The 25648-nt window shown below is 68.1% G+C and carries 21 protein-coding genes and 1 riboswitch; of the genes, 10 read left to right on the top strand and 11 right to left on the bottom strand.

The genetic code is table 11. The features are described 5' to 3' along the window. The first annotated feature begins 13 nt into the window (after positions 1-13). From cydD to ACK8CO_RS13310, 6 genes are all read left to right on the top strand, one after another. Complete coding sequence (gene cydD / locus ACK8CO_RS13335) at positions 14-1717, top strand: thiol reductant ABC exporter subunit CydD (RefSeq protein ID WP_414896931.1); 1704 nt, start codon at positions 14-16, stop codon at positions 1715-1717. Next, positions 1714-3381, top strand: a complete 1668-nt coding sequence (locus ACK8CO_RS13330) for an amino acid ABC transporter ATP-binding/permease protein (protein WP_414896930.1) — start codon at positions 1714-1716, stop codon at positions 3379-3381. The genes cydD and ACK8CO_RS13330 overlap by 4 nt, the downstream gene beginning before the upstream one ends. A 294-nt stretch (positions 3382-3675) precedes the next feature. After that, on the top strand, positions 3676-5274 hold the full coding sequence (locus ACK8CO_RS13325) for a cytochrome ubiquinol oxidase subunit I (protein ID WP_080617405.1): 1599 nt from the start codon (positions 3676-3678) through the stop codon (positions 5272-5274). Between the two features lie 6 nt (positions 5275-5280). Next, positions 5281-6432, top strand: a complete 1152-nt coding sequence (gene cydB / locus ACK8CO_RS13320) for a cytochrome d ubiquinol oxidase subunit II (RefSeq protein ID WP_414896929.1) — start codon at positions 5281-5283, stop codon at positions 6430-6432. A gap of 15 nt (positions 6433-6447) precedes the next feature. Next, a complete protein-coding gene (gene cydX, locus ACK8CO_RS13315; protein ID WP_080617407.1) occupies positions 6448-6573 on the top strand; it encodes a cytochrome bd-I oxidase subunit CydX in 126 nt (41 codons plus the stop codon). A 220-nt stretch (positions 6574-6793) separates the two neighbouring features. Continuing rightward, positions 6794-7777: an SLAC1 anion channel family protein gene (locus ACK8CO_RS13310; protein ID WP_414896928.1), complete on the top strand. Its 984-nt coding sequence runs from the start codon at positions 6794-6796 to the stop codon at positions 7775-7777. Positions 7778-7805: 28 nt separating this feature from the next. On the opposite strand, the gene ACK8CO_RS13305 is transcribed toward ACK8CO_RS13310, so the two are convergent. The 3 genes from ACK8CO_RS13305 to ACK8CO_RS13295 are packed head-to-tail and all read right to left on the bottom strand — an operon-like array spanning position 7806 to position 9860. Next, on the bottom strand, positions 7806-8591 hold the full coding sequence (locus tag ACK8CO_RS13305; protein WP_414896927.1) for a metal ABC transporter permease: 786 nt from the start codon (positions 8589-8591) through the stop codon (positions 7806-7808). Further along, entirely contained in the window at positions 8584-9375 is a 792-nt protein-coding gene (locus ACK8CO_RS13300) for a metal ABC transporter ATP-binding protein (protein ID WP_080617410.1), read from the bottom strand. The genes ACK8CO_RS13305 and ACK8CO_RS13300 overlap by 8 nt, the downstream gene beginning before the upstream one ends. After that, positions 9372-9860 carry a Fur family transcriptional regulator gene (locus ACK8CO_RS13295; protein WP_080617411.1) on the bottom strand — a complete coding sequence of 163 codons (489 nt, stop codon included), beginning with the start codon at positions 9858-9860 and terminating at the stop codon, positions 9372-9374. Before ACK8CO_RS13295 ends, ACK8CO_RS13300 begins: the two co-directional genes overlap by 4 nt. 81 nt (positions 9861-9941) lie before the next feature. Here ACK8CO_RS13295 and ACK8CO_RS13290 point away from each other — a divergent pair, with 81 nt between their 5' ends. Further along, a complete protein-coding gene (locus ACK8CO_RS13290) occupies positions 9942-10925 on the top strand; it encodes a zinc ABC transporter substrate-binding protein (protein ID WP_414896926.1) in 984 nt (327 codons plus the stop codon). A 24-nt stretch (positions 10926-10949) separates the two neighbouring features. Here the strand turns inward: ACK8CO_RS13290 and bhcD are convergent, their stop codons facing one another. The 4 genes from bhcD to bhcA all read right to left on the bottom strand — a co-directional run bounded on the left by bhcD (position 10950) and on the right by bhcA (position 15388). Next, complete coding sequence (gene bhcD, locus ACK8CO_RS13285) at positions 10950-11915, bottom strand: iminosuccinate reductase BhcD (protein ID WP_414896925.1); 966 nt, start codon at positions 11913-11915, stop codon at positions 10950-10952. Positions 11916-11974: 59 nt separating this feature from the next. Further along, entirely contained in the window at positions 11975-13138 is a 1164-nt protein-coding gene (gene bhcC, locus ACK8CO_RS13280; RefSeq protein ID WP_414896924.1) for a 3-hydroxy-D-aspartate aldolase BhcC, read from the bottom strand. 95 nt (positions 13139-13233) lie between these two features. After that, positions 13234-14202: a beta-hydroxyaspartate dehydratase BhcB gene (bhcB, locus tag ACK8CO_RS13275; protein ID WP_414896923.1), complete on the bottom strand. Its 969-nt coding sequence runs from the start codon at positions 14200-14202 to the stop codon at positions 13234-13236. 7 nt (positions 14203-14209) lie between these two features. Then, positions 14210-15388 (bottom strand): L-aspartate--glyoxylate aminotransferase BhcA, encoded by a 1179-nt coding sequence (gene bhcA, locus ACK8CO_RS13270; RefSeq protein ID WP_414896922.1) that lies wholly within the window; start codon positions 15386-15388, stop codon positions 14210-14212. Positions 15389-15566: 178 nt separating this feature from the next. On the opposite strand from bhcA, the gene bhcR reads away from it, so the two are divergent. Further along, positions 15567-16394, top strand: a complete 828-nt coding sequence (gene bhcR, locus ACK8CO_RS13265) for an HTH-type transcriptional regulator BhcR (RefSeq protein WP_414896921.1) — start codon at positions 15567-15569, stop codon at positions 16392-16394. Between the two features lie 56 nt (positions 16395-16450). On the opposite strand, the gene ACK8CO_RS13260 is transcribed toward bhcR, so the two are convergent. After that, on the bottom strand, positions 16451-20047 hold the full coding sequence (locus ACK8CO_RS13260; RefSeq protein ID WP_414896920.1) for a hydantoinase B/oxoprolinase family protein: 3597 nt from the start codon (positions 20045-20047) through the stop codon (positions 16451-16453). Between the two features lie 160 nt (positions 20048-20207). Between ACK8CO_RS13260 and ACK8CO_RS13255 the strand changes: the two genes are divergently transcribed. After that, the gene (locus ACK8CO_RS13255) at positions 20208-20684 is read left to right on the top strand and encodes an Lrp/AsnC family transcriptional regulator (protein ID WP_080617418.1); all 477 of its coding nucleotides are present in this window, start codon (positions 20208-20210) and stop codon (positions 20682-20684) included. A 20-nt stretch (positions 20685-20704) separates the two neighbouring features. On the opposite strand, the gene ACK8CO_RS13250 is transcribed toward ACK8CO_RS13255, so the two are convergent. Then, entirely contained in the window at positions 20705-21598 is an 894-nt protein-coding gene (locus tag ACK8CO_RS13250; RefSeq protein WP_414896919.1) for an AraC family transcriptional regulator N-terminal domain-containing protein, read from the bottom strand. A 182-nt stretch (positions 21599-21780) separates the two neighbouring features. Here ACK8CO_RS13250 and ACK8CO_RS13245 point away from each other — a divergent pair, with 182 nt between their 5' ends. Continuing rightward, positions 21781-22803 (top strand): aldo/keto reductase, encoded by a 1023-nt coding sequence (locus ACK8CO_RS13245; RefSeq protein WP_414896918.1) that lies wholly within the window; start codon positions 21781-21783, stop codon positions 22801-22803. A gap of 65 nt (positions 22804-22868) precedes the next feature. Here the strand turns inward: ACK8CO_RS13245 and thiC are convergent, their stop codons facing one another. Both thiC and ACK8CO_RS13235 read right to left on the bottom strand, forming a co-directional pair. Continuing rightward, complete coding sequence (gene thiC, locus ACK8CO_RS13240) at positions 22869-24623, bottom strand: phosphomethylpyrimidine synthase ThiC (protein ID WP_414896917.1); 1755 nt, start codon at positions 24621-24623, stop codon at positions 22869-22871. A gap of 118 nt (positions 24624-24741) precedes the next feature. Then, positions 24742-24862: riboswitch (TPP riboswitch) on the bottom strand. A gap of 53 nt (positions 24863-24915) precedes the next feature. After that, positions 24916-25602: a GntR family transcriptional regulator gene (locus tag ACK8CO_RS13235; protein WP_414896916.1), complete on the bottom strand. Its 687-nt coding sequence runs from the start codon at positions 25600-25602 to the stop codon at positions 24916-24918. Positions 25603-25648 lie beyond the last annotated feature (46 nt).

Genomic DNA, 25648 nt, shown 5'->3' with positions numbered 1-25648 from the left:
GACGGGGCAGGACTTGAGCCGTAAACGCGCGAAGAAGGACGATCCGGCCGCCAGGCGGCTTTCCCAGATGACGGCGCCGGTCATGAGCCTGCTGGAGCGGGCCGGGGCGATGGCGACGGCAGCCTCGCTGCTATGGCTGATCCAGGCCGCGGCGGTGGCGCTGGCGCTTGGCCAGATGCTTCAGCCCGATACCGCCTGGGGGCCCACCTGGGCCTTCGCGCTGGTCTTCGTTGCCGTGGGCGTGGGCCGCGCGCTGCTCGATCACCGGGCCGGCGCGCTGTCCTTCCGGGCAGCGGATATCGTTCTGGCGCTGGAACGCGCGCGTCTGGTGACGCGGGAATCGCGGCGCGCGACCGACGACCCGGCCCGCCCGGCGGCGGCGGTCACCGCGACGCTGGCCGCCGAGAAGCTTGCCGCGCTGACGCCTTTCCTCACCCGCTATGCCCCGGCCAAGCGCCGCTCGACCTTCGTGCCGCTGGTGATCCTGGGCGTCGCCTTCTACGTCTCCTGGGCGGTCGGGCTCGTGCTTCTGTTCGCGGGGCCGCTGATCCCGGTCTTCATGGCGCTGGTGGGCATCGCCGCCAAGAAGGCCAGCGAGCGCCAGATGGAAGAGCTGTCGAACATGAACGTCCTGCTGCTCGAGCGGCTGACGGCGCTGGTCGATATCCGCCTGCTCGATGCGACCGAGCGCACGGTGGAAAGCTTCCGCTCGGCGGCGGACCGGCTGCGCGGGCGCACAATGGAGGTGCTGCGCGTGGCCTTCCTGTCCTCGACGGTGCTTGAGCTGTTCTCGGCCATCGGCATCGCCATGGTCGCGGTCTATGTCGGTTTCTCGCTGCTGGGCGAGCTGAATTTCGGTACCTGGGGCACACCTCTGACCGCCACCGAGGGGATCTTCCTGCTGCTGCTCGCGCCCGACTATTTCCAGCCGCTGCGCGATCTGGCCGCCGCCTGGCATGACAAGGCCGATGCCAATGCCGTGGCGCGCGAGCTGGCCGAGCTGGAGGCGCAGGAAGAGACCGGGTTCCTCGGGCTGGGCGCTGCCGCCGCACCGCTTGCGGCCGCCGACGCGCTGTCGGTCCGGGGGCTTGCCTACCGCCCGCCGGGCGGGCGGCTGATCCGCTTTCCCGATTTCGACCTTCACCCCGGCGAGACTCTGGCGATCACCGGGCCGTCGGGCAGCGGGAAATCCTCGCTTTTGCGGCTGATCGCGGGCATGGCGGTTCCGGCCGAGGGCGAGATCCGGATCGGCGAGACCGTGCTCTCGCCCGAGACCGCCGATGCCTGGCGCGCCCGGCTGGGCTGGCTGCCGCAGCAGCCGCGCTTCGTTTCGGGCTCGCTTCGGAAGAACCTGACCCTGGCGCTGCGACCGGGGCGCGAGCTTCCGCTCGACCGCGCGCTGGAGCTTGCCGCCGCCGATGGCGTGGTGGCGCAGCTGCCGCGCGGGCTGAACACCCGTCTGGGCGAGACCGGGGTCGGCGTCTCGGGCGGCGAGGCAAGGCGGCTGATCGTGGCCCGCGCGGCCCATGCCCATCCCGACCTGCTGCTGGCCGACGAGCCGACCGCCGATCTCGACGAAGAGACCGCGACGCTTGTCACCGAGGGGCTCCTGGGGCTTGCCTCGGGCGGCGTCGCGCTGATCGTGGCCACCCATGACCCGGCGCTCGCGGCCCGGATGGACCGCCAGATCGCCATCAGACCGGAGCATGTGGCATGAAGGACATCCTGCAGATCCTGCGCCTGACCTGGCAGGCCCAGCGCGGCCCCCTGATCCGGGGCACGGCGCTGGCCGTGATCGTGGTGGCGATGGGGGTGTCGCTGCTGGGGCTGGCGGGCTGGTTCATCACCGCCGCCGCCGCGGCCGGACTTGCGGGGATCGGCATCGCCTTCAACGTGTTCCAGCCTTCGGCCGCCGTGCGCTTTCTGGCGCTTGGCCGGACCGCCGCGCGCTATGGCGAGCGGCTGCTGACCCATGACGCGACCCTCAAGGCCCTGACCGACATCCGCGTGGCGCTTCTGCGCGGCGTCCTGGCCCTGCCCTTCCAGACCCTGTCGCGGCTTCGCGGCGCCGAGACCATGAACCGGCTGGTGGCCGATGTCGACGCGCTCGACGGGGTGGTGCTGCGGCTGTTCATTCCGGCGGTGACCGGGGTGATCCTTTATGTCGTCGCCTTCCCGCTATTGTGGTGGATGACCGATTTCACGCTGGCGGCCTGGATTTTCGCGAGTTTCACGCTGGGCTGCGGGCTGGTGCTGATCGGGGCGGGGCGCCATGCGCTGGCCCCCTCGCGCCGGGCCGAGAAGGCGCTGCAGGCCTTCCGCATCCGGCTGATCGACCTGTTGCGCGCCCGCGACGATCTGGTGGTCTATGGCCGCCTACCCGAACAGACCGAGGCGGTGCAACTGGCCGAAGCCCGGATGCGCGACAATCTGGGCGCCATCGACCGGCTGGAACGGCGGGCGGGACTCGCGCTGTCTTTGACCACGACACTGGCCACGGGCACCGCGCTGGCGCTGGGCGGGGTTCTGGCGGCCCGGGGCGCGATCACGCCCGCGCAGGCGGCGCTGGGCTTCTTCGTGGCGCTGGCGCTGTCGGAGACCGTCCAGCCGCTGCGCCGCGCGCTGGCCGAGCTTGGCCGCATGCTTGACGCCGCCCGGCGCGTGACCCGACTTCTGCCAGAGGCAGCCCCAGTGGCCGCCCAAGTGGCCGAACCGGCCCCGCAGGTCCCCGCCGCAGACAGCGCCCCCGCCCTCGAGATGACCGGCATCGCCTATCGCCATCCGGGCGCCGAGGCGCCTGTGCTGAAGGACTTCTCGCTCCGGCTCGACCCCGGCGCCTGCATCGCGCTGACCGGCGCCTCGGGCAGCGGCAAGAGCACCGTCCTGGCGCTGGCCGCCGGCCTCATCCAGCCCGAGGCGGGCAGCGTCCGGCTGACGGGCTGCCCCATCGAGACACTGTCCGAAACCCGGCTGCGGGCCGGCATGGCCTATCTGCCCCAGCGCAGCATGCTTCTGGGCCAAAGCTTCTTCGACATGCTGGCGCTGGCTGATCCCGATCTCGGCGAAGGCGAGGCGCTCGAGTTGATCGAGGCGGTGGGGCTGTCCTCGACGGTCGCGGCGCGGGGCGGGCTGCATGCCCCCCTCAAGGAGAACGGGGCCGGGCTTTCGGGCGGCGAGCAGCGTCGTCTGGCCCTGGCACGGGCGCTGCTGCGTCGCCCGCGCCTGCTTTTGCTGGACGAACCGACCGAGGGGCTCGACCGGCCGACCGCGACCCGGGTGCTGGGCGCGATCCGCGAGATCCTGCCCGGGGCGGCAATCCTGACCGCCTCGCATCGCAAGGCCGAACGCGACTGGGCCGACCGGCTGATCGTGATGACCTGACCCTGTCGCGGCGGGCCGCCCGGCGCGGCCGGCCCCGCGCAGGCCCCCTTTCGCAGCGGCACCTCCGGAGCCTGCTCCGGACGCTTTTCCGACATGCGCGCGGGTCCGGTCCGACTCGCACCGTTGCCCCCCTTCGGGCACGCATTGCCGTTATGCCGCATTGGCATGGCACAGCGTTGCATACAAAGGTATATCTGGAACACGTCTAATATTCCGGACTCGTGTCTTGGCCGCAAAGCCATGGAATCCGGACATATTGCGTAATTGAGAGGGAAGGGCCAAAGGAGGCCAGTAATGGAACTCGACATCGTCGAGCTGTCTAGGCTGCAGTTTGCCATGACAGCCATGTATCACTTCCTCTTCGTGCCGCTCACGCTTGGCCTGTCGGTCATCGTGGCGATCATGGAGACGGTCTATGTGATGACCAACCGCCCCGTCTGGCGCCAGATGACGAAATTCTGGGCCACACTGTTCGGCATCAACTTCGTGCTGGGGGTCGCGACGGGCATCACCATGGAGTTCCAGTTCGGGATGAACTGGAGCTATTACAGCCATTACGTCGGCGATATCTTCGGCGCTCCGCTGGCAATGGAAGGGCTGATGGCCTTCTTCCTCGAGGCGACCTTCGTCGGTCTCATGTTCTTCGGCTGGGACAAGCTGTCCAAGGTGGGCCATTGCGTGGTGACCTGGCTGGTGGCGATCGGGTCCAACTTCTCGGCGCTCTGGATCCTGATCGCCAATGGCTGGATGCAGAATCCCATCGGGGCCGAGTTCAACCCGATGACCATGCGGATGGAAATGACCTCGTTCTTCGAGGTGATGTTCAACGAGGTGGCGCAGGCCAAATTCGTGCACACCGTCTCGGCGGGCTATGTCACGGCGGCGATCTTCGTCCTGGGCGTGTCGGCCTGGTACCTGCTTAAGGGCCGCCATGTCGAGCTGGCGCGCCGCTCGATCGCGGTCGCGGCCAGTTTCGGGCTTGCAGGCGCCCTTTCGGCGGTCGTGCTGGGCGACGAGTCGGGCTATAACGCCACCCATACCCAGAAGATGAAGCTCGCCGCGATCGAAGGCATGTGGGAGACCTATTCGGCCCCTGCCCCCTTCAACCTTTTCGGCATTCCCGACCAGGCCGATCGCGAGACCAAATACGCAATCGAGATCCCGGCGGTGATGGGGCTGATCGGCGCGCGCTCGCTGACCCAGGAGCTGCCCGGCATCAACCAGCTGGTCGAGGAAGCCGATGCCCGCATCCGCAACGGGCTGATCGCCTATGACGCACTGATGCAGATCCGGGCCGAGCGGGGCAATGCCACGCCCGAGCTGGCCGCGCAGTTCGAAGAGCACAGCGGCGATCTGGGCTTTGCCTTGCTGCTCAAGCGTTATCTCGAAGATCCGCGCCAGGCGACCGACGCGCAGATCGCCCAGGCCGCGCAGGACACGGTGCCCGGGGTGCTGCCGCTGTTCTGGGCGTTCCGGGTGATGGTCATCCTCGGCTTCGGTTTCATCGCGATGATGCTCTACTTCTTCATCCGGGCCAATTTCTACGGCATGCGCTTCCCGCGCTGGGCCCTGCGCGCCGCAGTGGTGGCCATTCCGACGCCCTGGATCGCGGCCGAGATGGGCTGGTTCGTGGCCGAGTTCGGCCGTCAGCCCTGGACCGTCGACGGGGTGCTGCCGACCGCGCTCTCGGTCAGCCATCTGAGCGTGACCCAGGTCGCGCTGACGCTGGCGGGCTTCGTCACCTTCTATTCGGTCCTCTTCGTGATCGAGATCGGGCTGATGCGGAAATACATCCTCAAGGGTCCCTACATGGACGTCGCCGAAACCGACGACTGGACCCGGCGCCACACCGACCGCCTGACCGGCGGCCGCGGCTACGAACCGGCGGAGTAAAGACCCATGATCCTGCATGAATACGTGGATTTCGATACCCTTCGGGTGATCTGGTGGGGGCTTCTGGGCGTCCTTCTGATCGGCTTTGCCCTGACCGACGGCTTCGATCTGGGCGTCGGCACGCTGCTTCCCTTCGTCGCCAGGACCGATATCGAGCGGCGGGTGGCGATCAACACCGTCGGCCCGGTCTGGGAAGGCAACCAGGTCTGGTTCATCCTCGGTGGCGGCGCCATCTTCGCCGCCTGGCCGCCGCTTTACGCGGTCAGCTTCTCGGGCTTCTACCTGGCGATGTTCCTGATCCTCGCGGCGCTGATCCTGCGCCCCGTGGGCTTCAAGTACCGCTCGAAGCGCGAGGATGAACGCTGGCGCGCGGCCTGGGACTGGGCGCTGTTCGTGGGCGGCTTCGTGCCCGCGCTGGTCTTTGGCGTCGCCGTGGGCAACGTCCTGCAAGGGGTGCCGTTCCGGCTGACCGACGATCTTCTGTCGATCTATGAGGGCTCGTTCTTCGGGCTTCTGAACCCCTATGCGATCCTGGCGGGGCTGGTATCGGTCTCGATGCTGGTGATGCATGGCGCGGCCTGGCTGCAGCTCAAGACCGAGGGCATGGTGGCCGAGCGCGCGCGCAGCTTCGGCGCCTGGGCGGCGCTGGCCACCATTCTCACCTATGCGCTGGCCGGGCTCTGGCTCGCCGGCGGGATCGAGGCCTACAGCTTCACGGGGACGGTCGCGACGGACGGGCCCTCGAACCCGCTGCTGAACGAGGTTACCCGGGGCGGGTCCTGGATGGCGGCCTACGAGACGCGGCCCTGGATCGCCATCGCCCCGGCGCTGGGGATCCTCGGCGCAGCGCTGGCCTTCCTCGGCTTCAAGACCGGCAAGGAAGGCTGGACCATGCTGGCCTCTAAGCTCTCGATCTTCGGCATCATCGCCTCGGTCGGGCTGACCATGTTCCCGTTCATCCTGCCCTCGAGCCTCGACCCCAGCTCTTCGCTGACGGTCTGGGACAGCTCGTCCTCGCATCTGACGCTGTTCGTGATGCTGGTCTCGTCGGCGATCTTCGTGCCGCTGATCCTGGCCTACACCGCCTGGGTCTACAAGGTGCTCTGGGGCAAGGTCACGGCCTCGGACGTGGTCGACAAAAGCGACTCGGTCTACTGAGAAAGGAGCCCGAAGATGTGGTATTTCGCCTGGATTCTCGGCCTGCCGCTGGCCGCGCTTTTCGCGGTCGTCAACGCGATGTGGCTGGAGCTGAACGCCGACCGCACGATGATGGACGGCAAGCCGCGCGACGACCGCTGAGCCGGTCGCCGTCCTGAAACGGGGTCCGTCCGCCGAGGCCCCGGCACCTCAAGGCCCGCGCCACCGGCGCGGGCCTTTTCACGACCCCGGCCGGGCCGGCGGGACCGTTCCCGCAAAAAGATGACTCTTTGACATCTGATTTGAACCTGCCCTATAGGGCTCGGGTCACATGCGCTTTTTCGCATGTTTCAGCCCGACCCGCACAGGAGCAGCGACCGACATGAGCACCACCGCAGAGACCGAAACCGGCCCCCGAGACAGCCGGCTTGCGCATTTTCCCGTCACCTTCTTCGCCACGGTCATGGGTATGATGGGGCTGACACTCGCCTGGCGCGCCGGAGAACAGGCGCTGGGGCTGCCCCTTCCCGTCTCGCATTTCCTGCTGTTTGCCTCCTGCGCGCTGCTGGTCGCGGTCGCGACCTTCTATGCGCTGAAACTGGCGACGCATTTCCCGATGGCCGCGGCCGAATGGCAGCACCCGGTGCGGCTGGCCTTCTTTCCCACCGCCTCGATCTCGCTGATCCTGCTGTCGGTCGCGCTCCTTAGCGACTATCCCGCGCTCGCCCGGCCGGTCTGGATCGCGGGGACCGCATTGCAGGGGCTTCTGTCGCTTCTGGTGATCGCCGACTGGATCGGGCAGCGGCCCTTCCAGCCGATCCACCTGAATGCCGCCTGGTTCATCCCGCCGGTCGGCAACATCCTGGTGCCGGTGGCGGGCGTGCCGCTGGGCCATCCCGACATTTCCTGGCTGTTCTTCTCGGGCGGTGCGCTGTTCTGGGTGGTGCTGCTGACGCTGGTGATGAACCGGCTGACCTTCCACGACCCGCTGCCCGGCCGGTTGCAGCCGACGCTGGTGATCCTTATCGCACCGCCCGCCGTCGGCTTCCTCTCGTGGATGCGGCTGCAGGGCGGGCTCGACCCGCTGGCGATGTTCTTTCTCAACGCCGCCTATGTCTTTGCGCTGATCGTGGCGACCCAGCTGCCGCGCATCCTGCGCCTGCCCTTCGCGCTGTCCTTCTGGGCACTGTCGTTTCCGCTGGCCGCGCTGACCATCGCGACCTTCCTTTACGCCACCACCACCGGCTCGACCGTCCATCTGTGGCTGGGCGGAGCGTTGCTGGCCTTTCTGTGCATGGTAATCGCGGGGCTCGTCGGGCGCACGCTGCTGGCCATCGCCCGGAACGAGGTCTGCCAGCCCGAATGACAGCGGACTCGGAGCACGCGCCGGGCCGTCAGGCCCGCCGCGGCACCGCGAGGCTCAGCGCGAAGGCGCAGCTGGCCGCGACCACGATGCTGGGTCCGGCGGGGGTGTCGAAATGGTACGACCCCCAAAGCCCCGCCAGCGCCGAGAGCGCGCCGATGCCCGAGGCGATCAACGCCATTGCCTCGGGCGTGCGCGCCCAGGGCCGGGCGGCGGCGGCCGGAACGATCAGCATCGCCACGATCAGAAGCGCCCCCACCACCTGGATCGCCACCGCGACGACCAGCGCCAGCGCCACCGTCAGCACCAGCCGCTCACGCCCCGGATCGAGCCCCGAGGCGGTCGCTAGCTCCTCGCTGACCGTCACCGTCAAAAGCGCCGTCCAGCGCCACACGATCAGCGCCAGCACCGCCAGCGCGCCGGCCCAGATCACCGCCAGATCGGTGCGGCCGACCGCGAGGATGTCGCCGAAGAGATAGGCCGACAGATCGACCCGGACGCCGCTGAGAAACGAGACCGAGACCAGACCGACCGCCAGCGCCGCATGGGCCGCAACGCCCAGCGCGGTATCCATCGCGAGCCCCCGCCCCGACAGCGAGGTGACCGCCAGTGCCATGGCAAGCGCAGCTCCGAGCGTGCCCGCGAAGATCGAGATCGAGAACCCCAGCGCAATCGCCACGCCCAGGATCGCGGCATGGGCCGTGGCCTCGCCGAAATAGGCCATCCGCCGCCAGACCACGAAGGCGCCAAGCGGCCCGGCCGCCAGCGCGACCGCCACCCCGGCCAAGGCCGCCCGCACCAGAAAATCGTCAAGCATCGGCCGCCTCCGGTTCCGTCCTGTGCGCAGTTCCGCCCTCGTCCGGCGCCGGCCCTTCGCCATGCCCGTGACACCCGTCATGGGCATGGTCATGCTCGTGCTGATACAGCGCCATCGTGCCATGGGTGCCGTGACCGAACAGCGCCCGGTATTCGGGCGCGGCGGTCACCACATGCGGCTGGCCCTGACAGCAGACATGGCCGTTGAGGCAAAGCACCCGGTCGGTGGCGCTCATCACCACATGCAGATCGTGGCTGACCATCAGCACCGCCGTGCCGGTCTCGCGCCGAAGATCGGCGATCAGCTGATAGAAGCCGGCGGTGCCGGGCTGATCCAGCCCCTGCGTCGCCTCGTCGAGGATCAGCAGCTCGGGCCCGCCCAGAAGCGCACGGGCCAGCAGCACGCGCTGGAACTGCCCGCCCGACAGCGCGGTCATCTGCCGGGTCTCGAGCCCGGACGCGCCGACCCTCTCGAGCATCGCCGCCACCTCGGCCGCGCCGCGCCGCTCGGGCAGGGACAGAAAGCGGCGCACCGTCAGCGGCATCCGGTCGTCGACGGCAAGCTTCTGCGGCACATAGCCGATCCGGAGCCCCGGGCGCCTCGTGACGGTGCCAGCACTCGGCCGGACCGCGCCCAGCACCGCCCGCACCAGCGTCGACTTGCCCGACCCGTTCGGTCCGACCAGGGTGACGATCTCGCCCCCCTCGATCCCGAAATCGACCCCGGTCAGCGCGGCGACCCCGCCATAGCGCACCGTAAGCCCGCGCGTGGCAACCAGTGTCATGCCTGCGCCTCGCGGCAGGCAGGACAACGGCCGACCGCCTCGAGGCTCATCCGCTCGATCTTGAACCCGACCGCCCCGGCCGCAGCCAGCATCGCGTCGGCAACCGCCGTGCCCGGCGCCTCGGCCACGGCCTGGCAGGTATCGCAGATCAGGAAGGCCGGGCGATGCGGCTCGCCCGGTCGCATGCAGGCGGCAAAGGCATTGAGCCGCCGGATCCGATGCGCAAGCCCGTGATCGACAAGGAAATCCAGCGCCCTGTAGGCGACCGGCGGCTGGCGGGCAAAGCCCGACGCGACCAGCCGGTCGAGCACCTCATAGGCTCCCAGCGCCTGATGCGAGTCCAGCAGAATCTCGAGCGTGCGACGCCGCACAGGCGTCAGCCGCAGCCCCCCGGCCGCAACGATCTCCTCGGCCCGCGCCAGCGTCGCCCGGCGGCAGGCGGCATGGTCATGGGCTGAAAACACCCGCTCGGCATCGATTCTCATCGGGACCCTCTTGACTTGTTATTTTATAACATATTCATTCCAGCGCAGCTTCCGCAAGCGTCATTTCCAAGGAGTCGGCCCATGCGCCCCCTGTTTCTTCCCGTTTTTCTTGCTCTCGCCGCGCCCGCAGCCGCCGAGCCGCCGCGTGTGGTGACCGACATTCCGCCGGTGCAGTCGCTGGTGGCCGAGGTAATGGGCGATCTCGGCAGCCCCGGGATCCTGCTGGATCAGGGCGGTGACCCGCATCACTTCCAGCTGAAACCCTCGCAGGCCCGCGCGATCAGCGAGGCCGGCCTGGTGTTCTGGGTCGGGCCGCAGCTCACGCCCTGGCTCGACCAGGCGCTCAGGAAGCTCGGCCCCGATGCGCAGGCCGTCGCGCTGATCGAGGCGCCGGGCACCTACCGCCGCAGCTATGACGGCGAGGACCACGATCATGACGATCAGCATGATCACGACCATGACCACGGCGCCGTCGCGCCGGATGATGATCATGACCATGACGCCCACGCGGGCGAGGAGGCGCATCACCATCACGAGGGCACCGATCCCCATGCCTGGCTCGATCCCGAGAATGCCCGGGTCTGGGTTTTGCGGATCAGCGGCGCCCTGGCCGAGGCCGATCCGGAAAACAGCGCCATCTACGAGGCCAATGCGCATGCGGCGCTCGACCGGATCGCGGCGGCCGAGAGCGAGGCCCGGCAACTGCTGGCACCCGTAGGCGACCGGCCGGTCATGGTCTTCCACGACGCCTATGGCTATTTCGCCGAGCATTTCGGCCTGAGCGTGGCCGGGTCCATCGCCATGGGCGATGCCGCCGAGCCCGGTGCGGCCCGGCTGGCCGGGCTGCGGGACGAGTTGCATCACGAAGGCGTCGCCTGCCTCTTCCCAGAGGCCCAGCATGACCCGGCCTATGCCAAGGCAATTGCCGAGGGCACCGATGTGCGCCTCGGCGCGCCGCTCGATCCGTCGGGCAGCACGCTCGCCTACGGTCCCGATCTCTACCCGGCGCTGCTGACCGGGCTGGCCCGGACCATCGCCGACTGCGTCACCGGCCCGGAGGGCTGAGCCGAGATCGGGCGGGGACGCGGCTCAGAGCTCGACCTCGCCCCCCACGCCTTTGGCCCGGGCCGCCGCAACCGCCCGGGCCGCCACCGCCAGATCCTGCAAGCCGACACCGGTGCCGTCGAACAGCGTGATCTCGTCATCGGACTGACGCCCCGGCGCCGTGCCGTTGATGACCGCACCGATCTCGACGATGTCTTCGGCTGCGATGATCCCTGCGGCCACGGCGTGCTGGGCCTCGCCGATCTCGACCGATTGCGCGATCTCGTCGGCGAAGACGCGGGCCCGGGCGAAGATCTCCCGGTCGATCTCCTGCTTGCCCTTGGTATCGGTTCCCATGCAGGCCAGATGCGTACCGGGCCGGATATGGGCGTCCATGAGCTGGGCCGAGAAAGAGGACGAGATCGTGACGATGACATCGGCCTGCGCACCGAGCTCTTCCAGCGAGACCGCCTCGAAAGGCAGGCCGAGCTCGGCCGCGGTCCCGGCCAGACGGGGCAGCATCTCGGGGTGGTAGTTCCAGCCCACGATCTTCTCGAAGCGGCGCTGGGCGACCGCGGCGCGGATCTGGAAGGCCGATTGGTGGCCTGCCCCAAGAACGCCCAGAACGCGCGCATCGGCGCGGGACAGATAGCGGATCGAGACGGCCGAAGCCGCAGCCGTGCGCAGCGCCGTCAGCAGATTGCCCCCGACCAGAGCCGCGGGCCGGCCGCTGTCGGGATCGAACAGCACCACGGTCGACTGGTGATTTGTCAGCCCCTTCGCGGCATTGCCCGGCCAGTACCCGCCCGACTTGAGCCCGAGAACGGCGCCGGCCCGGTCGAAGCCCGACTTGAAACCGTAAAGCGCATCGGCATGGCCGATCGCCTCGCGTATCACCGGAAAGTTATACGCATCGCCGCGCGCCATCGCGGCAAAGACGGCCTCGACCGCCTCGAAACACTGCCCGGCCGAGACCAGCCCGGCGATTTCGCTTTCAGGAACGATGTACATCGGCCCTCCCGCACGATTTTTCGTCGAAAAATCGGGACCCGGAGGCCCCGACAACCGGATCAGTAGGCCTTGCCACGCGCCGAGACCGGCCAGAGGCATTCCACCTTGCCGTTGCGCACGCCGACATACCAGTCATGGACATTACAGGTCGGATCGCAATGGCCCGGCACCAGCTTCAGCTTGTCGCCGACCTTCAGTACGCCCTCGGGATCGGCAATCACCCCGTGTTCGTCCGAGCATTTCACATAGCTCACATCCTCGCGCCCGAAGACGAAGGGCAATCCGCTATCGACCGATTGCGCCTTGAGCCCGGCATCGCAGATCGCCTTGTCGGCCTTTGCATGGCTCATCACCGATGTCAGCAGGAACAGCGCGTTCTCCCATTCCCCGCGGTCGATCCGCTTGCCCTCGGCATCCAGAATGCGCCCGTAATCGGCATCCATGAAGGCGTAGGAGCCGCATTGCAGCTCGTTGTAGACGCCCGAGCTGCCCTCGAAATAATAGGAGCCGGTACCGCCGCCACCGACGATATCGCAGGCAAGCCCCTCGGCCTTCAGGGCCTCGACCGCCTCGCGCACCATGGCCACGGCAATCTCGATCTTGGCCTTCCGGTCCTCATAGGAATCGAGATGCTGCATCGCGCCCTGATAGGCCTGCAGCCCGGCAAAGCGCAGGCCCGGCGCGGCATCGATGGCCTTGGCGATGGCGACGACATCCGCAGTTTCCGTCACCCCGCAGCGCCCGGCGCCGCAGTCGATCTCGACCAGGCATTCGATCCCGGTGCCGTGCCGCACAGCCGCATCGGACAGCTCGGCCACGTTCGCCGGGTCGTCGACGCAGACCAGCGTCCGCGCCCCCAGCTTCGGCAGCCGCGCCAGCCGGTCGATCTTGGCCAGATCGCGCACCTGGTTCGAGACCAGAACGTCCTTGATGCCGCCCCGCGCGAAGACCTCGGCCTCCGACACCTTCTGGCAGCAGACCCCGCAGGCCCCGCCCAGCCGCTCCTGCAGCCTGGCCACATCGACCGATTTGTGCATCTTGCCATGCACCCGGTGACGCATCCCATGGGCCCTGGCCCAGTCCCCCATCTTCCTGATGTTGCGCTCGAGCGCGTCGAGATCCAGCACCAGGCAAGGGGTCTGGATCCCGGCCTCATCCATCCCCGGCAGGGCCGGGATGTCATAGCCCACTTCAAGCCCGTCGAACTCGCTCACGTCCTTCATTGCCTGTCTCCCAGCATCCTTGTGCGCACCACGCGCGCCATGTTTCCCGTTCCGCGCCCGAAAGCGCGTCGTAGCATCCCGCCCTGCGGCGCGGCTCAGACCGTCCAGGGCAGACGATCGAGATCGACATTGCCGCCGGTCACGATCACGCCCACGCGCTTGCCCGCGAAGACCTCGCGATTCTTCAGGACCGCCGCCAAAGGCACGGCCGAGCTCGGCTCCATCACGATCTTCATCCGCTTCCAGATCAGCTTCATCGCCTCGACGATCTCGGCCTCCGACACGGTCAGGATGTCGGTCACGTTCGACGAGACGAAATGCCAGGTCAGATCCTTCAGCGGCACCTTCAGCCCGTCGGCCACCGTCTCGGGTGCATCGTCGGCAATGATATGGCCCGCCCTGAAGCTGCGATACGCATCATCGGCCTGCTCGGGTTCGGCGGCGTAGATCTCGACATGCGGCGCGAGGCTCGACAGGGTCAGGCAGGTGCCCGAGACCATCCCGCCGCCGCCGATGGGCGCGATCACCGCGTCGAGATCGCGGATCTGGTCGTTCAGCTCGCGCGCGCAGGTGCCCTGCCCGGCGATCACCCGCCAGTCATTGTAGGGATGGACGAATTCGGCCCCGGTCCGGGCCTCGACCTCGGCAAAGACCGCCTCGCGCGAACTGGTCGAGGGCTCGCATTCGGTGATCTCGCCGCCATAGCCGCGGACCGCATCCTTCTTGGCTTGCGGCGCCGTGCGCGGCATCACCACATGGCAGGGAATGCCCCGGCGGCCCGCCGCATAGGACAGCGACAGCGCATGGTTGCCAGAGGAATGGGTGGCCACGCCCGTCGCGGCCTTCTCGTCATCGAGCCCGAAGACCGCATTGCAGGCGCCGCGCACCTTGAAGGCGCCCGCCTTCTGGAAATTCTCGCATTTGAAGAAGAGCGAGGCCCCCGCCATGCCGTCGATGAAGGACGAGGTCAGGACCGGCGTGCGGTGGATATGGGGGGCGATCCGCTCATGGGCGCGGATGACGTCGTCATAGGTCGGAATGTAGAGGGGTGCGTGATCCTTCATGACGTCCTCACGCCGCCGCCCGCACGGGCGCGGTCCTGCTGTTGCGATAATGTTCCTGCGCGGCGGCAACGCCACTGCCAAGCCCGACGGGCAGGCCGAGATCGGCCATGGCCATCTCGGCGGTGGCAATGCCTGACAGCGCCATCACGTCGCTCATCAGCCCCAGATGGCCGATCCGGAACACCTTGCCCGCGACCTCGCCCAAGCCCCCGCCGAAGGCCACGCCATAGGCTTCGGCCGCATGGCGCACGATCCGGCCAGCATCGAAACCTTCGGGCGTGACTATGGCCGTCACCGTATCCGACGAAAGATCGGGGCGGGCCGCGCAGATCGTCATGCCCCAGGCGGCGACCGCGCGCCGCACGCCCTCGGCGATCCGGTGATGGCGCGCGCGGACATTCTCCATGCCTTCCTCGAGCAGGAGACCGGTCGAGACCGCGAGCCCGTTGATGAGCCCGACCGGCGGCGTATAGGGGTAGTTGCCATCCGCCATGTCGCGGATATCGAAGAAACAACGCGGCAGCCCGGCGGTCTCCATCGCCTTCCGCGCCTTCGCGCTGATGCCGATGATGGCCAGGCCCGCAGGCAGCATGAAGCCCTTCTGCGAACCGGCAACCGCCAGATCGACGCCCCAGTCATCCATCCGGAACTCGATGGAGCCGATCGAGCTGACCCCGTCGACCATCAGAAGCGCCGGATGCCCGACCGCATCCATCGCCGCACGCACGGCAGCGACATCCGAGGTCACGCCGGTCGCGGTCTCGTTATGGGTGACCAGCACGGCCCGGATCTCGTGGCCCCTGTCGGCGGCCAGCGCTGCGGCGAAGGCCTCGACCGGGACACCCTCGCCCCAGGGCCGCTCAATGATATCGACCCCGAGCCCGTGGCGCTGGCAGAGATCGATCCACTTGCGCGAGAACATGCCGTGACGCGCGGCCAGAACCCTGTCGCTGGGCCGGAGCGTGTTGGTCACTGCCGCCTCCCAGCCGCCGGTTCCGGTCGCCGGGAAAATGGCCACCTCGCCCCCGGACAGGCCGAGTACACCCGCGACCCCCTCCTTGGCAGCGGCGAGGATCGGGCCGAAAGCGGCCGAGCGGTGGTCCATGGTGGGAATGTCGCAGGCGCGGCGCAAGGGCTCGGGCAGGTTGGTCGGGCCGGGCAGGAAGATCGGGTTCGAGGCGTGCATCGGGCGGTCCTTCATCTGGCTTACCTATGGATACCGCCCGGTTGCGCCGCGGCGCAATTTTTTCTGAAAGCATTTTCCATCAAGCGAAAAAATTGATAAAGTCATTTATTATCATGGGCCTCCGCATCTCGAAAAATGTGAAAAAACATTTCACTTCAGGCATGAAGGACCGACTCGGATGACACAGTCCCGCCCGCGCGGCCGCCCGCGCGCCTTTCACGACAAGACCGGGCAGAACACGGTGCGCGCCCTCGACCGGGCGATGGGACTCCTGACCGCCCTGAGCGAGACCAGAGGGCTGACGCTCTCGGAACTGGCCGCCCTGGGCAATCAGAGTCCCGCCACTGTCTACCGGGTCCTGATCACGTTGCAGGGCCATGACATCGTCGAACTGGAGGAAGAGGCGCAGCGCTGGCATGTGGGACCGGGCGCGTTCCGGATCGGATCGGGCTTTCTGCGGCGCACCAATGTCGCGGAACGGTCGCGGGGGGCGATGCAGGCACTGATGCGGGCCACCGGCGAGACCGCCAATCTGGGGGTCGAAGATCGCGATGAGGTCCTGTTCCTGACCCAGGTCGAAACCCATGAGACGATCCGGGCCTTCTTTTCGCCGGGCACCCGGGGGCCGATGCACTGTTCGGGGATCGGCAAGGCGCTGCTGTCCTTTCTGCCCGCGGCGCGGGTCGCGGCCATCTTGAAGACACAAGGCCTGCCGGGCTTCACGCCGCATTCGATCACCTCTGAAACGGTCCTGCATGCCGATCTCGAGCGTACCCGGTCCCGCGGCTATGCGATCGACGATCAGGAACGGGCCGAAGGCATGCGCTGCATTGCGGCGCCGATCTTCAACGCCCATGGCGAACCTGTCGCCGGCCTGTCGGTCTCGGGGCCCGCTTTCCGGATTCCGCTGGACGCGGCCGACGGGATCGGCGCCGAGGTCCGGGCTGCGGCGGATCGGGTCACTGCCGCCACAGGCGGCATCGCGCCGACTGAAAAATCGGCATAGCGGATTTTTCCGAAACTGAGCAAACGATTTTTCGCCGAAAAATCGCGCCCCGAAGGTCAGGATCTGCCCCAGCCTCCGCCGCCGGGTGTGCGGATCTCGAAGAGCGCCCCGGCCTCGAGCGCAACCTCGTCATTGCCCGCCCGCCGCTCGAGCCTTCCATCGGTCCATTCGACCCAGTTCTCGCCGATCGCGCCATCGCCGCCCCCGGCCGCGCCAAATGGCGGAATGCGCCGGTGGGAACAGAGCGTCGTCACCGTCACCGGCTCGAGAAATCTCAACCGCCGGATCGCGCCTTCGCCGCCCGCCCAGCGGCCGGCGCCGCCCGAGCCGTTGCGGATCGTGAAGGCTTCGAGCCGTACCGGGAACCGCCGTTCCAGCACTTCGGGGTCGGTCATCCGGGTATTCGTCATGTGACTCTGGACCGCGTCGCAACCGGCAAAACCCGGCCCCGCCCCGGTCCCGCCCGCGATGGTCTCGTAGTTCTGGAACCGTTCGTTGCCCCAGACGAAATTGTTCATCGTCGCCTGGCTGCCCGCAACGACACCCAGCGCGCCGTAAAGCGCATTGCAGGCGGCCTGGCTGACCTCGGTATTGCCCGCGATCACCGCCGCCGGATAGGTCGGGTTCAGCAGGCAACCTTCGGGTGCGACGATGCGCAGGGGCTTGAGGCAGCCTTCGTTCAGCGGGATGTCGGCCCCCACCATCGTCCGGAAGACGTAAAGCACAACCGCGCGACAGACCGCGAAGGGCGCGTTGTAATTGCCCTCGTGCTGCGGGCTCGTCCCGGTGAAATCGATCACCGCCTCGCGCGCCGCGCGGTCGACCCGCAGCGCAACCTCGATCACGGCGCCATGGTCCATCGGATAGTGGAAACGCCCGTCCTTCAGCGTGCCGATCACCCGGCGCACGCTTTCCTCGGCATTGTCCTGGACATGGCCCATATAGGCGACCACCACGTCCCGGCCGAAGCGCTCGATCACCTCCAGCAGCGCCCGCCGACCGGTCTCGTTCGCGGCCACCTGCGCCTTCAGATCGGCCATGTTCTGAGCGACGTTCCGGCAGGGCCAGGGCCCCGAGCGCAGCACCGCCTCGGCCTCGGCCTCCAGAAGCCGCCCGCGATCGACCAGGCGCACATTGTCGATCAGCACGCCTTCCTCCTCGATCCGTCGCGAGTCGGGCGGCGAAGAGCCCGGGGTACGCCCGCCGATATCGGCATGATGCCCGCGCGACCCCAGCCAGAACAGGATCTCGCCCCCGAGAAAGACCGGCGTCACCACGGTCACGTCGGGCAGGTGGGTGCCGCCATTATAGGGCGAGTTCAGCATGAACGCATCGCCCGGCCGGATCGCCCCCGCATGGCCCCGCATCACCGTGCGGATCGAGTCCGACATCGAGCCCAGATGCACCGGCACATGCGGCGCATTGGCGACCAGATCGCCCCGCGCATCGAAGATCGCGCAGGAAAAATCGAGACGCTCCTTGATGTTGACCGACCAGGAGGTGTTGGCGAGCGTGGCTCCCATCTGCTCGGCCACCGACATGAAGAGGTTCGACATCACCTCGAGCAGCACCGGATCGGCCTCGGTCCCCATGGCGGGCGCGCGCCGGGCCACGGCATTGCGGGTCAGGATCAGGTTGCCCATCGCGTCGACCTCGGCCGCCCAGCCCGGCTCGACCATGTCGGTGCCGGTGGGTTCCGAGATGATGGCGGGGCCCTCGATGCGCGTGCCCGCCCCCAGCGTGGCGCGGTCATAAAGCGGCACCTCGACGGTTTCGCCGCCCAGATGCACCGCCACCCGGTCGGCGATTTCGGCACGGGCCTCGGGCGCCATGGCGACGGGCGCGGCCCCGGTCTCGGCAACCGCCTCGACATCGAGCATGTCGACGATCAGCGCGCGTTCGGGCGAGGCAAAGCCGAACCGCGCCCGGTGGAGCTCTTCGAAATCGGCCTGCATCGCGGCGGCGGGCCCGAAAGGCACCTCCAGCGTCTGGTGCGAGCCCTCATAGCGCAGATGCGCGCGGGCGAGCGTGCGGATTGCCTGCCGGGCCACGCCCTGACGCGCGACGGCCTCCTCGGCCCGGGCGGTCAGACCGGCCAGCGCCGCCTCGGCCCCGGCCGTATCGGACAGCGGCAGGTCGAGCTGGCCTTCCTCCATCGCGCGGATCTCTGCCAGCCCCATGCCATAGGCCGACAGCACCCCGGCGAAGGGATGCAGGAAGACCCGGCGCATGCCCAGCGCATCGGCCACCAGACAGGCATGCTGCCCGCCCGCGCCGCCAAAGCACTGGAGCGTGTAGCCGGTCACGTCATGGCCGCGCTGGACGCTGATCTTGCGGATGGCATTGGCCATGTTGTCGACGGCAATGCGCAGGAAGCCCTCGGCCATGTCCTCGGGGCTGCGCTCGGGTGTGCCGGTCTCGGCCGCGACCTCGCGGGCCAGTGCCGCGAATTTCTCGCGCACCGCCTCGGGATCGAGCGGCTGATCGCCCCCGGGGCCGAAAACGGCCGGGAAATGCGCGGGCGTCAGCTTGCCCAGCATCACGTTGCAATCGGTCACGGTCAGCGGCCCGCCCCGGCGGTAACAGGCCGGGCCGGGATCGGCGCCCGCGCTTTCGGGGCCGACCTGGAACCGGCCATCCTCGAACTTGCAGATCGAGCCGCCCCCCGCCGCGACGGTGTGAATGTCCATCATCGGCGCGCGCATCCGCACCCCCGCCACCTCGGTCTCGAAGCTGCGCTCGAAGGCGCCCGCGTAATGGCTGACATCGGTCGAGGTGCCGCCCATGTCGAAGCCGATCAGCCGGTCGACCCCCGCGGCCTCGGCGGTCCTGACCATGCCGACGATGCCGCCCGCAGGCCCCGACAGGATCGCATCCTTGCCCTGGAACAGCGCGGCATCGGTCAGCCCGCCATTCGACTGCATGAACAGAAGCCGCTCGCAGCCGCCCTGCCCCAGATCGAGCGCATCCGCCACCCGGTCGACATAACGGCGCAGGATCGGCGAGAGATAGGCATCGACCACCGTCGTGTCGCCCCGCCCGACCAGCTTGATCAGCCGCGAGGCGCGATGGCTGACGGAAACCTGGGCAAAGCCCGTCTCGCGGGCAAGCTCGGCCAGCCGGTCCTCGTGGACCGGGTTCAGATAGCCATGCATCAGCGCGATGGCGACGGCGCGGATGCCCTTGGCATGGGCCGCCGCCAGTGCTGCCCGGGCGGCATCCTCGTCGAGCGGGACAAGAACCTCGCCCTCGGCATCGAGCCGCTCGCGGATCTCGGCCACCTCCTCGTAAAGCAGTTCGGGGCGGCGGATCTCGAGATCGAAAAGCCGCGGCCGCGTCTGATAGCCGATCCGCAGGAGATCGCCGAAGCCCTCGGTGATCAGCAGAAGCACCCGTTCGCCCTTGCGTTCCAGAAGCGCATTGGTGGCCACCGTGGTGCCCATCCGGACCGATCCGATGACGCCACGCGGCAGCGGCTCGTCCGAGCCGAGGTCCAGCATCTCGCGGATCCCCTGCACCGCCGCGTCGTCATAACGTTCGGGGTTTTCTGACAACAGCTTGTGGGTCAAGAGCCGCCCGTCGGGCCTGCGCGCCACCAGATCGGTGAAGGTGCCGCCCCGGTCGATCCAGAAATCCCACTTGCCCGCCGCCATGCCATCCCCCGCGATCTCGGTCGCGGCACCTTGTCCGCGGCCCCTGCCCGAGGTCAAGCCCACCGCGAAAGCGAAACGGCTTTCCTACGAAAAGCGGTTTTCACCTTGCGTTTCCGGAACGTTGTTCCGATCCTAGGCAATTGGAACCCCGGAGACCCCGATGCCAAATGACCACTCCCAACTCAAGCTCGACGCGCTCGACCGGCGTATCCTGGGCGAGCTTCAGGCCGATTCCGGCCAGTCCCTCGACGAGATTGCGCGCAAGGTCGGCTCGTCGAAGACCCCGGTATGGAACCGCATCCGCAAGATGCGCGAGGCCGGGGTGATCCGCCAGCAGACGGTGATCGTCGACCCGAAGGCGCTTGACCGGGGCACCTGCTTCTTCGTGCTGATCCGGACCTCGGAACACGAGGCGGACTGGCAGCGGCGGTTTCTCGACGCGCTGATGAAGCGCCCCGAAGTGCTGGAGGCGCACCGGCTGGCCGGCGAGATCGACTATATCCTCAAGGTCAGGGTGGCGGATGCCGCGGCCTATGACGTCTTCTATCAGGCACTGATCTCGGATGTGCGCATCTTCAATGTCACGGCCCTGCTGTCGATGGAGGAAATCAAGGCGACGACGGTGCTGCCGGTCTGAAGCGGCGCTACGGGCGGCTGTCAGGGACCGGCTTCGGCCAGGCCCCGGCGCAGCTCGGCCCCGTCGCGCCCCGGCGGCGCACCGAACAGGCGGCGGTATTCGCGGCTGAACTGGGACGGGCTGTCATAGCCGAGCCGGAAGCCGATACCCGCCACATCGCCGGACCGGGTCAGCAACAGCCGCCGCGCTTCCTGCAGCCGCAGGCTCTTCTGGAACTGCACCGGCGTCATCGCCGTCGCCTCCTTAAAATGGCGGTGGAAGGTGGCCGGGCTCATCCCGGCCAGCGCCGCCAGATGCCCGACCCGCAGCGTCTCGGCATAATGTTCGCGGATCCAGCCGATGGCGCGGCCGATCCGGGCCAGACGGCTGTCGGCCATCCCGATCTGGCGCAGCCGCGCGCCCTGCGGCCCGTTCAGCAACTGCCAGACGATCTCGCGCCGGATCATCGGCGCGAGAACCGGAATGTCCTGCGGCCGGGCCGCAACCGACAGAAGCCGGTCGAGCGGGTCGATCAGGGCCTCGCCCAGATCATGCACCTCGATGGCAGCCCCTATCGGCGGGTCATCCGCCGGCCGCTGGCCCAGCATCAGCTCGGCCACCACGACCGGGTCGATCTCGAGCGCCAGCGCCAGATAGGGGGTCTCGGGCGCCGCGCCGACGATCTCGGCCCGGATCGGCACGTCGAGCGCGGCGATCAGGCATTTCCCGGCATCGTAGCGGAACGCCCTCTCGCCCAGACGGCTGATCTTGGCGCCCTGCAAGACGGCGCAAAGCGAGGGTCTGTACACCCCGTGGAAAAGGCCCGAGGGCCTGTCGGCATGGGACAGCCTCAACCCCGGAACCGGGGTTTCGCGCCCATGCGCCTGCCACAATGAAACGAGCTTGGCCCTGAGGCCGGACAATCGGTCGGTCATGCCCCGATCCTAGCCCGTCCGGCGGCGGCGCCCAAAGCCAATCGGCCGCGGGATGAGAGAATCGTGCAAGACTGCGAGAGGATCGGCGTGGCGACGGGGCGGGCCCCGGCCCATTTCCGGACAGAGGCCAGAGCGGACGCCCCCCGCGGCGCTCCGGCCCCCAGTCAGGAAAGGAAAGCATCATGCGCTATCGTCGTCTTGGCCAGAGCGGCCTGTTCGTGTCGGAACTCTGCCTCGGGACCATGACCTTCGGCGGCTCCGAGGGCATGTGGGGCCAGATCGGGCAGCTGGGTCAGGCCGAGGTGGACGGGCTCCTGGGCAGCGCGCTCGAGGCCGGGATCAACTTCATCGACACCGCCAATGTCTATGCGAAGGGCGAAAGCGAGCGGCTCCTGGGTCAATCGCTGAAGAACCTCGCCGTGCCGCGCGAGGATGTGGTGATCGCGACCAAGGTCCTGGGTCCGATGGGCGCGGGCGTGAACGCGCGCGGCGCCTCGCGCCATCACATCATGGAGCAGTGCAAGGCCAGCCTCACCCGGCTCGGGCTCGATCATATCGACCTCTACCAGATCCATGGCTTCGATCCGGCGACGCCCATCGTCGAGACGCTGGAGGCGCTCGATACGCTCGTCCGGCAGGGCCATGTGCGCTATCTGGGCCTGTCGAACTGGGCCGCCTGGCAGATCATGCGCGCGGTCGGCATCGCCGAGGCACGGCGGCTCGCCCCGATCCTGTCGCTGCAGGCCTATTACACCCTGGCCGGGCGCGATCTGGAACGCGAGATCGTGCCGATGCTGAAGGAGACCGGCATCGGGCTGATGGTCTGGAGCCCGCTTGCAGGCGGGTTCCTGTCGGGCAAGTACGACCGCGACGGCAAGGCCGCCGACGGGCGGCGCGCCAGCTTCGACTTCCCGCCCATCGACAAGGACCGCGCCCATGACGTCATCGACCTGATGCGCGGCATGGCCGAGGCGCGGGGCGCCAGTGTCGCGCAGATCGCGCTGGCCTGGCTTCTGCATCAGGAGGTGGTGACCTCGGTCATCATCGGCGCCAAGCGCGCGGACCAGCTGACCGACAATATCGGCGCGACCGGGATCGAGCTGAGCGCCGCCGAGCTGGCCCGCCTCGATGCGGCGACCCGCCTGCCCGCTGAATATCCCGGCTGGATGCTGGAACGGCAGGGCGAATACCGCAGCCAGAGCTAACCCCCAAGGGTCAGCAGGCGGGGGCCGGCATGACCCGGCCCCCGCTTTCGATCCGTCCGCCCGCGCTATTCGGCGGCGGGGGTCAGCCCGTTCGGACAGGCCCCGGCCTCGGCCGCGGCCGCGTCGCGGATATCCTGGCTGATCTTCATCGAGCAGAATTTCGGCCCGCACATCGAGCAGAACTGCGCCTCCTTATGGGCGGCCTTGGGCATGGTCTCGTCATGGAAGGCGCGTGCCGTATCCGGGTCGAGCCCCAGATTGAACTGATCCTCCCAGCGGAAGGCAAAGCGCGCCCGGCTGAGCGCATCGTCCCGCGCCTGCGCGCCCGGATGCCCCTTGGCCAGATCGGCGGCATGGGCGGCGAGCTTGTAGGTCACGACCCCGGTCTTGACGTCGTCGCGGTCGGGCAGACCCAGATGCTCCTTGGGCGTGACGTAACACAGCATCGCGGTGCCGAACCAACCGATCATCGCCGCCCCTATGGCCGAGGTGATATGGTCATAGCCCGGCGCGATATCGGTCGTGAGCGGCCCGAGCGTGTAGAACGGCGCCTCGTGGCAATGCTTCAGCTGCTCGTCCATATTGGCCTTGATCTTGTGCATCGGCACATGGCCCGGCCCCTCGATCATCACCTGACAGTCCCTGGCCCAGGCGACCTGCGCCAGCTCGCCCAAGGTCCGCAGCTCGGCGAATTGCGCCTCGTCATTGGCATCGGCGATGGAGCCGGGCCTGAGCCCGTCGCCCAGGCTGAACGAGACGTCATAGGCGCGGCAGATGTCGCAGATCTCCTCGAAACGTTCATAGAGGAAGGACTCGCGGCCGTGATGCAGGCACCACTTGGCCATGATCGAGCCGCCCCGGCTGACGATGCCGGTCACGCGCCGGGCCGTCAGCCCGATCATCCCGCGTCTCAGCCCGGCATGGATGGTGAAGTAATCGACCCCCTGCTCGGCCTGCTCGATCAGCGTGTCGCGGTAGACCTCCCAGCTGAGATCCTCGGCCACGCCGCCGACCTTCTCCAGCGCCTGGTAAAGCGGCACGGTGCCGATGGGCACGGGCGCGTTCCGGAGGATCCAGTCGCGGATATTGTGGATGTTGCGTCCGGTCGAGAGGTCCATCACCGTATCGGCGCCCCAGCGGATCGCCCAGACCATCTTCTCGACCTCTTCCTCCATCGAGGAGGTGATGGCCGAATTGCCGATATTGGCATTGACCTTCACCTTGAAGGCGCGGCCGATCACCATGGGTTCAAGTTCGGGATGGTTGATATTGGCCGGGATGATCGCCCGGCCCGCAGCGATCTCGGCGCGGACGAATTCGGGCGTCACCAGATCGGGGATCTCGGCGCCGAAGGGCTCGCCGTCGCGGGAATGGGCAGCGGTGCGGCCCTCGTTCTCGCGGATCGCGGCGAATTCCATCTCGGGGGTGACGATCCCGGCCCTTGCATAGGCCAGCTGGGTGATCGCCCGCCCAGCCGTCGCCCGAAGCGGCGCGGGCCGCCGCGGAAAGGCCGGCACAAGGCGCGCGCCTTCGGCAAAGCCATTGTCGGCGGCGGTCACGTCGCGGGCTGGATAGGTCTCGGCCTCACCGCGGTCGCGCGCGAAGGGGATCCGCACCGGCGCAAGTCCTGCGGCGATGTCGATCCGCGCCCCGGGGTCGGTATAGGGGCCCGAGCTGTCATAGACCGTCACCGCCCCCTCGCCGGTCGCGATCCGGCGCAGCGGCACCCGGATCGGGTGGATCTCGCCGGACAGGTAGAGCTTTTCCGAGGCGGGCAGCGGCCCCAGCGTGATCTGCGGAACGGTGTCGGGTCTGTTCATCTTCGTCTCCTCAGTTGACCTGACGAGACCCAGACGGATGATGAGGCAGAAAGCGGGGCCGTTGGCCCGAACGACCTTGACGGTCTGGGGGCCTTGCGGCCCGGGGGGCGGGATCTTGTGGCATGCCCCTCGGTCTTCCTACGCCAGTCTCAACTGGGTCAGGTTCGAAGGGTCGCGTCACCGGGGTTTCCCCCTGTCAGCCTCTCAGTCCCCTTGGCGGGACTCCCCTGACGTGCGACGAGGTATCGCAAAGCCGGCGCGGACTGTCAAACCCGCCGCAGCGCCGGGCCGGTCAGGGCCGCCCGGGCCCTCCGCCCAGCATCGAGGACAGCGTGCCCGCGGGCGCCCGGCTTTCGCTGAAGGAAATCCCCGCCTCGATATGGCGCAGATGCGCATCCATCAGGCAGAGCGCGCCGGCCTCGTCACGCGCGGCGATGGCCTCGACGAGGCGCAGATGCTCGTCCTTGGCACAGAGCGTCCGCGCCTGGGTGCCATAAAGCCCGATGATGAGCGAGGACCGCATGGTGAGTTCCTGCACATAGCGCGCGAGCACGGCATTGCCGCCGATCCGCGCCAGCAGGTTGTGAAAGCCCCGCGACAGGCGAATCGCCTCGGACCGGTCGCCGTCATCCTTCGCCCTCTCCTCCTCGGCCAGATGGGCGCGCAGGGCGGCCAGATCCTCCGTTGTCGCCCGGCGCAGGGCATTGCGGCAGATCGCGGTCTCGACCGCGCGCCGGGCCTGAAAGACGTCGCGGGCATCCTCGGCCGTCGGCGTCGCGACCGAGGCGCCGCGATTGGGCAGATGCTCGACCACCTGATAGGCGGTCAGGGCCGCCAGGGCCCGGCGTACCTGTGTGCGATTGCAGGAAAAATGGTCGCTCAACGCCTGTTCGCCCAGGCGTGTACCGGCCGGCAGGCGCTGATCGGCAATGGCGTCGAGGATCTGCTCGACGATCCGGGTTTCCTTCGGGGTCTCCATCGTTTCCTCTCTATGCTGCGGCACCATGACCCGGCAACAAAATTTC

It is taken from the genome of Rhodovulum sp. HP10, from assembly GCF_047553435.1.
Classification (GTDB): Bacteria; Pseudomonadota; Alphaproteobacteria; order Rhodobacterales; family Rhodobacteraceae; genus Rhodovulum.
This window is presented reverse-complemented; position numbering and strand designations above follow the sequence as displayed.